Annotated in this window: 13 protein-coding genes; 12 read left to right on the top strand and 1 reads right to left on the bottom strand. The window is 38.9% G+C overall.

The annotated features are described in order from the left end of the window. The first annotated feature begins 57 nt into the window (after positions 1-57). From CU053_RS02490 to CU053_RS02455, 8 genes are all read left to right on the top strand, one after another. A complete protein-coding gene (locus CU053_RS02490) occupies positions 58-498 on the top strand; it encodes a hypothetical protein (protein ID WP_158106943.1) in 441 nt (146 codons plus the stop codon). Further along, positions 498-3,473 carry a DotA/TraY family protein gene (locus CU053_RS02485; RefSeq protein ID WP_100550372.1) on the top strand — a complete coding sequence of 992 codons (2,976 nt, stop codon included), beginning with the start codon at positions 498-500 and terminating at the stop codon, positions 3,471-3,473. The genes CU053_RS02490 and CU053_RS02485 overlap by 1 nt, the downstream gene beginning before the upstream one ends. Before the next feature lie 61 nt (positions 3,474-3,534). Continuing rightward, positions 3,535-4,341: a hypothetical protein gene (locus CU053_RS02480; RefSeq protein ID WP_100550373.1), complete on the top strand. Its 807-nt coding sequence runs from the start codon at positions 3,535-3,537 to the stop codon at positions 4,339-4,341. Positions 4,342-4,482: 141 nt separating this feature from the next. Then, entirely contained in the window at positions 4,483-4,779 is a 297-nt protein-coding gene (locus CU053_RS02475) for a hypothetical protein (protein ID WP_100550374.1), read from the top strand. Between the two features lie 32 nt (positions 4,780-4,811). After that, a complete protein-coding gene (locus CU053_RS02470) occupies positions 4,812-5,999 on the top strand; it encodes a hypothetical protein (RefSeq protein WP_100550375.1) in 1,188 nt (395 codons plus the stop codon). 33 nt (positions 6,000-6,032) lie between these two features. After that, positions 6,033-6,782, top strand: a complete 750-nt coding sequence (locus tag CU053_RS02465; protein WP_100550376.1) for a hypothetical protein — start codon at positions 6,033-6,035, stop codon at positions 6,780-6,782. A 102-nt stretch (positions 6,783-6,884) separates the two neighbouring features. Next, positions 6,885-7,703: a helix-turn-helix domain-containing protein gene (locus CU053_RS02460; protein ID WP_100550377.1), complete on the top strand. Its 819-nt coding sequence runs from the start codon at positions 6,885-6,887 to the stop codon at positions 7,701-7,703. A gap of 360 nt (positions 7,704-8,063) precedes the next feature. Continuing rightward, a complete protein-coding gene (locus tag CU053_RS02455; RefSeq protein WP_100550378.1) occupies positions 8,064-8,828 on the top strand; it encodes a response regulator in 765 nt (254 codons plus the stop codon). 5 nt (positions 8,829-8,833) lie between these two features. Here CU053_RS02455 and CU053_RS02450 read toward each other — a convergent pair whose 3' ends face one another. Beyond that, positions 8,834-9,436 carry a helix-turn-helix domain-containing protein gene (locus CU053_RS02450; RefSeq protein WP_100550379.1) on the bottom strand — a complete coding sequence of 201 codons (603 nt, stop codon included), beginning with the start codon at positions 9,434-9,436 and terminating at the stop codon, positions 8,834-8,836. A 242-nt stretch (positions 9,437-9,678) separates the two neighbouring features. On the opposite strand from CU053_RS02450, the gene CU053_RS02445 reads away from it, so the two are divergent. The 4 genes from CU053_RS02445 to CU053_RS02430 all read left to right on the top strand — a co-directional run bounded on the left by CU053_RS02445 (position 9,679) and on the right by CU053_RS02430 (position 12,181). Continuing rightward, positions 9,679-10,290, top strand: a complete 612-nt coding sequence (locus CU053_RS02445) for a hypothetical protein (protein ID WP_199244185.1) — start codon at positions 9,679-9,681, stop codon at positions 10,288-10,290. Between the two features lie 174 nt (positions 10,291-10,464). Continuing rightward, on the top strand, positions 10,465-10,878 hold the full coding sequence (locus CU053_RS02440; protein ID WP_233263318.1) for a hypothetical protein: 414 nt from the start codon (positions 10,465-10,467) through the stop codon (positions 10,876-10,878). 56 nt (positions 10,879-10,934) lie between these two features. Beyond that, on the top strand, positions 10,935-11,420 hold the full coding sequence (locus CU053_RS02435; protein ID WP_100550380.1) for a DotD/TraH family lipoprotein: 486 nt from the start codon (positions 10,935-10,937) through the stop codon (positions 11,418-11,420). Positions 11,421-11,422: 2 nt separating this feature from the next. Then, positions 11,423-12,181 carry a type IV secretory system conjugative DNA transfer family protein gene (locus CU053_RS02430; RefSeq protein ID WP_100550381.1) on the top strand — a complete coding sequence of 253 codons (759 nt, stop codon included), beginning with the start codon at positions 11,423-11,425 and terminating at the stop codon, positions 12,179-12,181. Positions 12,182-12,187 lie beyond the last annotated feature (6 nt).

Here is a 12,187-nt window from a genome sequence, read left to right as displayed (position 1 = left end):
TAACTTAGTGCCATTACTGAGATTTAAAACACAAAAATGAAGATTGAGAAGCCTGGTATGAAAAAGATAAAAGACAAGAAAAATAAAATCAGATTTCGTCGCACCAAAAAAATGTTTCTGGTGGACGCATTTCAGAAACAGCACCAGTTTATTGGCAATAGTTTTAAAAACCTGTTTAGGCTAAAAAAAGCTAAGCGTGAAATGTCCTATGAAGATTTAGCAGAGATCGGGGTTGATCATACACAAAGCCTTTATATCATTAAAAAATTTACATTTTTATTACGCATGTGTTTGTTGCTCGCGGCAGTTGATTATTTCTATGCACTGTATTTGTTTACTCAGGGGTATATCTTAATTGGATTAGTCGGAATATCAGTTTTATTGCTGCTGCTGGCTAATGCCTTTAAATATCATTTTTGGCGCTATCAATTATTAAGGAAGAAATTAGGTTGCACCTTTAAAGAGTGGTTTAGTGATTTAATGAGAGGAGTCAAATAATGGCAACGGGGATAACCGAGAACTGGAGTGCCTGGCAGGTTTTAAATCAGCTTTTTGCGCTTTCGCCTGTCGATAGCAATACGTCAGCATCCGCAGCCTTGTCTGGATCGACGGCAGATGCGGCATTTAGGTCGCTGATTTATTATTTTAATGGCGGCATTTTGATGGCGGTAATTGCCATTTATGCTTTTATCCTGGTGATTGGCACAATTAACACGGCAAAAGATGGTACCTTTTTGGGTAAGAACTGGAGTTCCTACTGGATCCCTTTGCGGGTTATTATGGGCTCAACTGCTGCTATTCCGTTAAAATCAGGTTTTTGCCTGGCGCAATATCTGATTTTTTTAATGGTATCTGTCAGTATTCAGTTTGCAAATCATGTGTGGCAGGGTACCTATGCAATGCTGGATCAAGATAAGGTGCCACCTGTGATGAGCTATGATATCGCAGACGGGGTAAAAACGGATATTGCCTTGTACCTTTTAGCTGGATTTTCAGCAGATATGCTGAAAACGCTGGCTCAACAATCGGCAGGGAATGATAAATATGATGCCTATGACACTCCTAAGCTGGATCAGATGTCTGTAGTGCAGGCAGCGATGAAAATCGAGACCAACATTCGAAAGATAATTGATGATAAAGGGCAGCTAGACGATATTTATGTTGCCAAAGATGATAAGGGTAAAGCCACGGTTAACACGGGCAATATTGAGCGCCTTAAACAGGGTATGCGGCAATGGTCGCTGATTGAGCAAGATGACTATGTCCAATATGATATTTATAAAATTATTAATCATTATGTCTTTAGATTACCTATTGCTGAACCTGATCAGACTAAAGTATCTCAAGCGTTGGGGTCTTACTGCTATGTCGAACAAACGGATAAAGGACCGCAGCCACGTTCTTGTCCAGACATGGTCAATAGTATTATGGCTATTTATAACAATAGTATGAGTATTGCGAGCCACTTGCCAGGCGATGCAAACGTCATTGCGACCTTGTCTCAGGCGATTGCTAGAGGATTTCAAAATGAATTAAAGAAAGCAGTCAAAAACCCTGATCCAGAAAAGAGCAAGACAGAGGAGGAGAAAGAGAAGCCTGAAAATGATTGGTGGAATGCAGATCAAAAGTATTTTAAGTTAGATGGTAATTTTGAAGATGTGTTAAAGGCATTTCACACTTCTTTTGCGATCTTTGATGACCTGCTGTATAACAACCAGCAAAGTCAGATCAGCATTTCTAAAGTGGGAGTGACGCTACAGTATCTGGAAAATCGTAACAGCCTTAACAGTTTGGTTGATAATGCGGTTAATGACTCTCTTAAATACAGCATTTACCCCGATACTTCAGAGGATGAGAAAAATCCTCAGCACAAAAAAGAGGTTCCATTAGCAGATTTTACCGAAAAAGATCAAACAGATAAGTTTATTCAGTTAGATCTTAGTCAGCTTAAGCAGCAGATGGTCGATGTTTTTTATGAAGCAAATAAGGATGGCAGTGGTGATGATAAGTGTAAAGCGCAATATCAGTCTCTTTTTGGTCCAGATAAGCATATTATCGAAGGTTTTAGCTGTAAGGATTTAATCGATGCTGTTGTTCCCTCGTCGATTTCATCCGATATTGGTAAATACTTTTTGGTGATTCAAACAGCACTTACTAATAGTAAAGCAGGAACAACAGCAACCTCAAAGCTTAGCTATGTCACGCAATTTCTAGCGCTCGTTCGTCTGTTTCAGTTAAATAGCGTAGGCTTTTTCCATGAAGGCGCAGTCGTTGCTGATATTGCCTCTCCTGCCGAGAGCTTTGTTGATGGTATTTTCCAAAAAATGAGTCTTGATGCCAGTGCAGGTGGAGTTTTAAGCCAGATTTATAATATTGGCGAGTCAGCAAGTCCTGGTGCCGAGATGACCAATGCGTTTTCAGCATTAAGACAGGTCCAGGGAGTGGGGCAGTCACTCATTAAAATGGTTGTGGATACCTTGACGGCTATTACCAAAAAAGCAGATAAAGCGTTAACTGATGTTGTAATAGAGGTGAGTACCATTCAAGGAGTATCAAAAAGCGCAGCATTAGGTGCTGCGGCTCTCAGTTATTTTACACCTGGATTGCCTGGTGTGATTTCTTCGATTGGCGATTTTGGTGCGCAACTGGCAACTTTTATCACAATGACGAATCTAACCATGTCATTAATATGGTTACCACTGGTGTTTTTTGTGTTGGTAACCCTGTTTACCAATGCGGTTTTATTTGCCCTTGTTATTCCGATGACGCCGTTTATTCTATTTTGGGCGGGGAAAATTGCCTGGTTGTTACTCATTATTGAAGCACTAGTCGCGGCTCCTGTTGTTGCTTTGGGACTTGTGTATCCGGAAGGACATGAGGTGTATGGTAAAGCGGAGCCCGCGATTCAAATTATGTTAAATCTCGTCTTAAGACCAGTGCTTATGATATGTGGCTTAATTACGGGGATTATTTTAACCTATTTGGTGATTGCGATTTCGGCAAAAGGCTTCCATGCCGTAGCAACGCAAATCAGCAATGTCTACGGCACATCCAGTGACAGTTATGTCACTGGATCCTTAAACATTTTGCTGGTGTTCATGTATGCAAGCTTCATTAGCCTGGCTTTTTATAAATGCTTTTCATTGATTTATATTCTGCCTGATAAAATCCTCCATTGGGTTGGTGGCACGCATAATGAGCGTGCTGGTGAGCAGGATATGCAGGAGATGAAATCATCAACCACGCAACATGCTCAAGGTATGGCACAAGCGGGTACACAAACGGTGGAGAAACATAATCAAGGTCGCCAAGAGCAAATGCACGGAGTGCAAAACCTCGGATCTAGCGCTGGACATGTTGCCAGTGCTGTGGATAATTACAAATATCATAAGAGCCAGAAAGGCGGCGGCGGAAAGGGCGGAAATGGCGCGCACCTTAATAACCCTGTTAACCCAAACAACCCAAGTAATTAAAAAGCAAAACTTCAAATTGGTTTAAATTTTTTAAGAATTACGAAATAGGAAGGTAAGAATAATGAGAAGAATAAATAAATTGATTGGTGCTTTACTCTGTGTACCACCTGTAATTGTTTTTGCAAAAACAGATTATTATATTACCATTGATAATCAGACCCCATGGGATTTAAACTATGTTTCATACTACTTGTCTCGTGGCTCATTTGACAGTAGTGGCTTTAGTGCCAGTGTTGCAGGAAACAAAAAAAGTCCAGCAATTAGAATAAATGCAGCAAGCGGACCAGGAGGAGATACACGTGTTAGCGGACAGGTAATTTATCAAAGCAGTCAGTTTTCAAAGTATCAAGCATCAGCCTATTTTAATATGGATCGACATTCCAGCACAGGTGTTTATGGATTTAGCTCATCAACTAATTCAGATGATAATTTGCTGGCTGTCTCAGATAGCATTGATGATAGGGGGGATCCTGAAAGGTTAACGGTAGTTGTCAAATTGAAAACAAATTTTTTCCCCTACAAGTTTATTTCATTGGGTTTGGGAGGTCTTAATATAACGGCATGTGATCAACATGCAGTACGCTTAGGCGGTGGCTATTATACTAATCCATGCAGTAAGTGGGGTGATGATAATTATTTAAGCATAGGCTTTGCAAATTCGCCTGACTTATGCCGTTTAAGATTGGACAGCGGCATGGAGATCAAAGCTGGCTCTTTGTCTTGCAATATGGGTACCGAAGCACGCTATATCAAAGACAAAGCTGCGATTGTTTTTATTTGCCAATCCAAAGGTTATGGCACGAGCTCCTGCCCTTGGGTGACTGTGGGTACTGACTCAGTCAGTACCATCTTAGAGGGCACATTTTAATCATTAACTACAGGTTACAATAATTGTAGTGATTAATTAAAAACTCAACAATTTGATGAATCTAGGGTAATGCTATAGTCTCCTTGGCATAATGCTTTTATAATGGTGATGTAGTAAATCAAAACGCTCCAGGGGAAAATTGTGAGTGAACATAAAGAAAAGAAAAACGCTTCAGCGTTAACAGCAAAAGAAAATGAGCGATATCAGGTCAATATCATAGCAGATATGGCGGCTTATGTTGCATTACAAGAGACATTGAAAAGTACTTCTGGTCTCGTGCAAGATGGTCTTAGCGCTCAGTCAGGCAATAATTGGCACAATCTGACACCAGCCCAAATATCCCAAGCCCAAATAGCCCGCAATAAAACATATCCTGATAATATGTTTAATACTGATTCAGGTGATGCGCAGGATAATACTAACACGCCAAAAAAATAATAATTTGTTAAAGACTATTTAAGAGGATATCTATGCCAAGCAATTCCAAAGTACAGCCCGTGAAAAATCAAAAGCCAATGGATAAAACTAATGCTATCGTATATGCAGTAGAAGTAAAAGGGGTAGAGGGCAAGTATGATATTCATGTAGTGAAAGCAACCGAGTTTTATGGCAAAAACTATATTCAACAGAATCTTAAGGACAAGGAAGCTTATTTACTTAATATTGCAGGGTTAGATAAAAAAAATCGCCAGCAATTATTAAAAGAAGAAAATAAAACGCTTACGCTGGTCAAGCTGCAGTTGACGGAAGCTGAACTTAAAGCGATATTTGGGAATGGCTGGAAAAGTGATGAAAATAAAATTGAGTTTCAAGAGGATGTGAATTATAACTTTGCCAAGCTAACTCACTTCAAACATATCAACACAGAAAAGGAAGCTAAATCATTTGTTGAGGTTTTAAATGCACGTTTAAAAGAAAATGCGGCAGATAATACCAGAGAATCGTTTGAGCTTAAAAAGTTTAAGAAAGATAGCAAAAATAGCACGACGATTTACACCTTGGCAGCTGGTCAAACGAAGTACACGTTCACACAAAACAACGACGGTACGACCGATATTACATCCGATGGTGATGCTGTGGAGTTTTCAAAACGCTTGTTAGAGACTGCTGATATACTACGTGCCAATACTAAAGCGAACCTAAAAGCAAGTGTTGTAGATGCGATAAAGGATGCTAAAACTCCAGAAGAAAAATACCAAATTGCAAAGCAAATGTTAGGTATTGTGACACAAAAGACACAGCAGGCAGACAATAAAAATCAACCTGTATCTCAACCTACCAGCCCATCCTCCAAGAAAAAAGAAAATACAAAGCCAAGTAGACCACAATGGGGAGCGCCTAAGGTTACTTTTGACAAATTGGCGCCAATATATAAAAAGAAAGACAACAATAAAGATGATGAGTTTTTAGATTATCCCAAATATGAAAAAATGGCAGATGACTGGTTTAAAAGAGGTTATTTAATCAATGCCAAGCCGATGATTGAGCAAAAAGATGAACAAGGAAATTTTGTGTTTTCAGAAGACGCGCGCAAGAAATTAAGCGATATTTTTGATATAACAAAGCGCGATGAAAAGGTGCTTAACACATTTTGTGATTATTATATGGGACCTCAAACTCAAGCTGATCCAACAGAGATATCGGCAGAAATAAACTAATTAATTAATATAAGGAAATGGTGAGGTGATTTTATGGTTGTATTGCAGGAAATCAAGCAGGTGTCACAACAATTGGTGCAGCAACGGCAACAGTTTGAGTTTAAAAAACCGCTGCTATATTTTTTAAATCAGTTACAGCAAGAGCAAGGAAAACTTAAATCTCTAGAGGATAAACTGGGCGCATTTTTGTTATTACTGCGTCAATACCTGAAGGCATCTGCGCATGCACACCGCTACAAAGAGGTTTTGAATGAAGAAACTCAAAAAGACTTGGATCGAAAGCTAGAGGAAATAGAGAGTTTTTATCACCAATTAAGTGTGGCATATGAAGTTAAACAGGAAATATTTGAAGCACAATTAAAGCAAGAGCAAGATAATCATGCGCAGGTTAAAAAATGGGACAGTGAGGTTGCAGAGAATGCGTCGAAAGTAGAAATACCAGAAGACGGTCAAATGACCAATGAGCAGATTACCTCGTTTGTCCAATCTCTAGATAGTAGTTGTCCTTGTGTCTTATGCTTTGAGCTAACGGAATATGCTTTGCAAAATGCGGTTGCCATTGTGCGCGAGATGTTAAACGGTGATTGGTTGGAAGAAAATATAGGCTTAAATCTGTGTTGTAAGAGCCGCAATGAGACGTTAAATAAAAATTGTCGGGAATATATGCGTGAGTTATCGGATTTATTGTTACGCGAAGATTTGCAGCAGGATGTGTTTATATTTCACGACAATCATGAATTGGCGCAGGAAAGAGAGCAGATCAGCAGTACGAAAGGTTGTTAATAGTGCTACTTGCCAGGAAGGGATTAACCTATCTCTAAGGTTGAATTTTTATTGAATGTAAAGTAATATCCGTCCACCTTAATTTGATCTATTTCCAATTCAATGACCTCATATGACAAAAGAAAAACGACTCAGGGAAATGGTGTCGAAATTAGCAATAATCTGCATAACGTTGATCAATTTCATTTAGATGATCAGCTTGAGGTTATCTTGAGGGCGTTTAACTGTTGCGGTCTTGATTACGCGCTGGTAAACGAATCTTTTACCTGGTGTGCCCCTTTGCATCATCATCCTTATGCTTATCGCTTTCATGGTGGCAAAAGTCGGTACCGTTATGAAGATCCTTATTTAAACTATGATTTAATCGCATTATTACCACGTTTTTGCCATTTGTCTGAAATAGCGGTGCACGCCAAAGCCTGGCAAGACCTTTTTACCCCAGAGCACTCCAAATATGGTGATTGTTATGCCATATCTTATTACTTTTGGCTTGATAATAGTATTCATCGTTTTATATTGTACTTTGAGGGCATACACAACATTCTTTCGCTCTATTTACGCGTGAGTGACTTGTATCATATGTTGAATAAACTTATTTCTCATATTGCCCCTTTAATCACAAAATATTTTGATGAATTTACACTATATTCAGAGCAACTTACTTCACTAACATTGCCACCGCACTGGCTAAAAACAGCCAAGGATAAAAATATTCAGCTAAGCCTTAACTTAAGTGATAAGGAGATGCAGTATTTTACTCTCTTGGGTCGTGGGATCACGGAAAAAAATACACTGGCAGAGCGGATGAAAGTTTCTAGTCGAAGTGTGGATAATTATACACAGCACCTAAAACAAGTCCTTGGATTAGCCGAAAGCTATGAATTGTTTGATTATGCGAAGCGCTATTGGTTATTAATGTAGCACGGGGTAGCGCGCAATGTAGAGACGGGTTCTAATCCGTCTCCACGTTAAAATACGGTAGGGTTGAGACCTTACCTCCCCCAGTCACTTTTTCGCGCAAGGAAATTCAACACCTTGAATTAGCCTATCTTACGGTATATACTGGCGCTACCTTGCAGTATTGCTTTAAGGGGATGATTTACGATGGGTAAGTATCCTAAGCAGTTTTACTGTCTGACAATATAAATGCTTGACTACTTCAGTTAAGTCCATAAGCAACAAACCAAGTGATTGAGCTGTTGCTGTTAAGTTATCAGATGAGAACTTTACCTAACAAAGAAGTGCCAGGTGTGCATGTAACTAAAACAGGGAGAAAACACAATGACACAACATATTATTGCACGACCGATCATTCTAATTATTGATGATGATAGGGAAATAAGAAACTTACTGTCCAAGAGTTTAACTGAAGCTAATTACCAGGTGATCACTGCAAGCAACACGCGCGATGCAACGAGAATGATTGATCTACAAAAACCAAGCTTGATTTTGCTGGACATTAATTTACCGATGGAAAATGGCATTGAGTTTTGCAAAAGACTACAGACTAAACACGCTATCCCAACCATTATGCTAACAGCCTCTGATGACGATATTGACCGTGTGCTTTCCTATGAGGTAGGTGCAGACCACTATGTAACAAAACCATTTAATCCAAAGGTTCTCCTTGCCACAATCAAATCAGTGCTACGCAGAACAACTTTAAAAGCAGAAGCCTCACAATTTGAACCACATCACCCATATCTTGCCTACTTCAAAGATTGGTGCTTCAACACCAGGGAGCGTTCACTTGTGCACACTAATGGTATGTCTGTTGAGCTAACAACAAGAGAGTTTGATATACTGCATTTGTTGATCGAAAATAACGGAGAACCTCTATCAAGAGAGATGCTTGTTCAAACGTTGTATGGTAGAGAATACAGTGGATTTGATCGAAATGTAGATATGATGGTTATGAGAGTCAGAAACAAAATAGAGGTTGATGCTAAAAATCCTCAGATAATAAAAACTGTCCATGGAGTGGGGTATCTGTTTAGCGCCCCTGTTCAGTGGCAGCATGCAAAAGAGCAAGAGCACGAACAATAGTAAGCCTAAAATCTTTCACTCAATAATTGCATAGTGAGTTTATTTAGCCAGCCACCTAAATCATAATAACGAGCCAGCGTGACAAAGTCGTACACCTCAAATGCGCAATATAAGTCCTGAACGATGTTTCTTATAGTAGATTCTGCTCTGAAAGTACGATTGGCGATTTCAAGATTGTTGTGTCCACGACATTTTAATGTAAGCACATAAAATTTCAAAAGGGGTAATTTCACAGGTTTAAAATAATTCCATATAGTGAGGTTTTTACCATCCCATGTTACTGGCGTCTTTGCTATCTTAAAAAAGAACCCTCTAATTTCGACTTTATCCAGATTAAGATATGTTCGTGTCGTAATAATGGATTCAGGACCCTTATCACTAAAATAAAATAATTCTTTTTGTACTGATACACCCTTAAGCAAACGAGCTTCCTGTTCACCAATTGAGTACATCTTATGAAATGGCTTAAGCTCAGCTATGTCTACCTCACTTTTACCACAGAGCTCCTTTTCATCTTGAATTCCAAGGTAAGTTAAATATTGTTTATTGATGTTAACTAATTTTCCGTATTTATCCTTTTCAAAAAAGGCAAATTGATGTTGCGTCATATATTCCCCATAATTAGCAATGAATTTTACATATTATTACAGTTTAATTCAGGTGCAATATTACAATATTTTCCAAAAAGAAAAAACCGTAAAACTACGTAACATAATGTATGCAATTTTTCAGCTCATTGAAAAACTATTACTTCTTTAAGACAAAATGATGAAGTTATCCCAAATCTGTTGAGAAAACTATGATGCTGACAAATAATGCGGCTTAGGTTAAATCAAAGGCTATGAACACTATGCCACTTATAGCTGGTAGCACAAACGATAGCGAAATCATCCAATATATAACCGATATCATCAAGAATTTACTTGGGGGCACGGGTACAGGTGGTATGGACTACACCGTGTTTGATCTTGTGCGTGGGATCGGTATCATCATCGGTTTTTGTATTTTGTTTATGGCGTTTATCCGTTTAACAAAACACGGAAAGACTCAGCAAATGTTTCGCTATTATGCACCGTCCACTACGGTGCTTATGTTTTTTGCAGGGGTTGTCTTACTGTCAATCACTGGTTTTTTGGACATGCTAACCACTACTTTATTCCCTAAAGAGATGGCGCTTGACCCGATTAATGCCATCAGTGCCTACGCATCTGAAGCCAGTAAGGCTCAGGATGTTGACGTGGCGCAAAAATATTTGATTTTTTCGCTGTTGGCAATTGTAGGATTTATTTCTTTAATTCGTGGCATTTTTCTCATGATTAAAGTCTCTGAGGGGCAAAGAGAGGGGGGAATTGGTCAGGTGATCAGTCACCTGATTGCAGGAATTGTTGGAATGAATGCTGCCGCTTGTCTGGATATTATCAACAACATCTACGATGTTGAGAAATATCTTCACGGTGGATAAAGAGGATCTGTGAAATTGAAGTATGGGCAAATTATTTACCCTGAGTGATCAGGGTTGAATGTACGCCAGCAACGCACACTTTAACTTGGACAAAATATTGTCAAAGTCAAGGTTTAATCACTGAAATTAAGATTGATAGTTAAATTTACAATAAGCAAACCAACGGAGAAAAACATGAAATACATCAATAAATCGACGATCACAAAAACCATGGCGGTTATATTCTTCTTAGCCATGACGTGCACAATAAGCTATGCTGACGGTACAACAGGGGATTTTAAGGCCTGGGCAACAGGCATTATAACCTTCTTTAGTCAGATAAAGACATTTATCTCAATTGTCGCCACTTTAGTGGGGATGTGGTTTATTTATAGCGCTATTCAGCTTTTTAGAAAACATCATAACCAGGGCGCCCAATCGCAAGGTGAACACATTAAAAACGGTGGGGGTCACCTGGTACTTGGCGTTTTGCTGACCTGTTTAGTCCCTGGAATTCAGATGTTTCAATCAACGATTTCCAAAAATATGGGTAAAGGTGACTCGGTTCAAGAGTTTACTATTGATAAAGATATTTTTGATAAATCATAATACGTGTGTCAATCTTCAATAAACCTAACCAATCTTCACTTGGATAAATATCACCCATGAAAAAGAATCTATTATTGTTAAGTCTGCTATTGCTTAGTGCATGCAGTCACGTCAGTAACAATCCACCAGAAAAGTACCAGCCTGAGTATATTAACAGCTTGATCATTAATGAGCTGAAAGATTCCAGTGAATCTGTGCAACAATCACTTAATGCACTTAATCGCTCTAACACAATTCGCTATGGTAATCCTGACATTCCATTTGCTAGTGTGAAAGATGAAGCGCTTTTAAAGACGTTGTCACTAACCTATTATGGACCTTTAGAAAATGTGCTGACTCAAATTGGCTCAGCAGTAAATTACAAAGTCCAATATTTCGGCAAAACACCACCATTCCCGATTATTGTTATCATTGGTCAGCTTGATACTCCTGTCAACGACACAGCACTAAATCTCCTAAGAGATATTGCTGTTCAATCAGGAAAGCAAGCCAGTGTAAACATTAACCCAGAAGCTAAAGTCATCAGTGTCAGGTATTTGTAAACATGGTCGCAATCGATTTACATCAGCTAGCAAATCTAAACAGCGATGCGCCCATCGTTAAGTACGACCAATCACATCTGACGATGCGGCAAAAAGCTATTAAAGAAGCGGCATTAGAACTAGGGACGCAAAGCGGATTATATGAGGGTCAAACCATGCTGAATCAAAGCCTGCAAAAATTATCAGCCATGTTATACCAAACCTATAATTTCAACGGCTTGTTACTCACTGACCACATTTTGCCGCCGGTCATTGAAACTGGTTATAATCGATCTAACATTGATGCTGGCAATCGTAAAATTACCCTAAATGGTCAGCTGTATCACATTACAAAACAAGCCTATTTTGTCTCAACCGTTCCTACGTGGCGAGATTACTTAGTGACAAATTTCTCTCAACCTGAGTTCCCTGATCGTTCCGTGCTGCCACAGAATGAGCAAGAACAAAAGATCTGGAAAATCGCAATTCACTACGGCTGGGAACAAGGAGTCGAGCAGGCTATTGATATCTTTAAGCAACATGTCCATGAATTAAATCGGGATTTTCGTGGAATGCTTATGTATTATGAACTGATCAACCGTAATATGATTGTTCCTCCTTATATCACAACAGAGATAAAATCGATTGTTTCAGACAGCCATAACTTGGCGATTGATAATCATGAGATCAACTTAACTATTGAGCCACAATTTCAAAACAATACCAAATTGTGGCAAGTCATGCTTGATCCCCTGGATAACGCTGTGGTAAAAAATAAGTGAGTTACT

Source organism: Caedibacter taeniospiralis (assembly GCF_002803295.2).
Taxonomy (GTDB): domain Bacteria; phylum Pseudomonadota; class Gammaproteobacteria; order Francisellales; family Francisellaceae; genus Caedibacter; species Caedibacter taeniospiralis.
This window is presented reverse-complemented; position numbering and strand designations above follow the sequence as displayed.

Bases quoted from the DNA above. Each gene is read 5' to 3' on its own strand.
- CU053_RS02490 (WP_158106943.1), top strand. From the start codon at position 58: ATGAAAAAGATAAAAGACAAGAAAAATAAAATCAGATTTCGTCGCACC.
- CU053_RS02485 (WP_100550372.1), top strand. From the start codon at position 498: ATGGCAACGGGGATAACCGAGAACTGGAGTGCCTGGCAGGTTTTAAAT.
- CU053_RS02480 (WP_100550373.1), top strand. From the start codon at position 3,535: ATGAGAAGAATAAATAAATTGATTGGTGCTTTACTCTGTGTACCACCT.
- CU053_RS02470 (WP_100550375.1), top strand. From the start codon at position 4,812: ATGCCAAGCAATTCCAAAGTACAGCCCGTGAAAAATCAAAAGCCAATG.
- CU053_RS02465 (WP_100550376.1), top strand. From the start codon at position 6,033: ATGGTTGTATTGCAGGAAATCAAGCAGGTGTCACAACAATTGGTGCAG.
- CU053_RS02460 (WP_100550377.1), top strand. From the start codon at position 6,885: ATGACCTCATATGACAAAAGAAAAACGACTCAGGGAAATGGTGTCGAA.
- CU053_RS02455 (WP_100550378.1), top strand. From the start codon at position 8,064: ATGACACAACATATTATTGCACGACCGATCATTCTAATTATTGATGAT.
- CU053_RS02450 (WP_100550379.1), bottom strand. From the start codon at position 9,436: ATGACGCAACATCAATTTGCCTTTTTTGAAAAGGATAAATACGGAAAA.
- CU053_RS02445 (WP_199244185.1), top strand. From the start codon at position 9,679: ATGCCACTTATAGCTGGTAGCACAAACGATAGCGAAATCATCCAATAT.
- CU053_RS02440 (WP_233263318.1), top strand. From the start codon at position 10,465: ATGAAATACATCAATAAATCGACGATCACAAAAACCATGGCGGTTATA.
- CU053_RS02435 (WP_100550380.1), top strand. From the start codon at position 10,935: ATGAAAAAGAATCTATTATTGTTAAGTCTGCTATTGCTTAGTGCATGC.
- CU053_RS02430 (WP_100550381.1), top strand. From the start codon at position 11,423: ATGGTCGCAATCGATTTACATCAGCTAGCAAATCTAAACAGCGATGCG.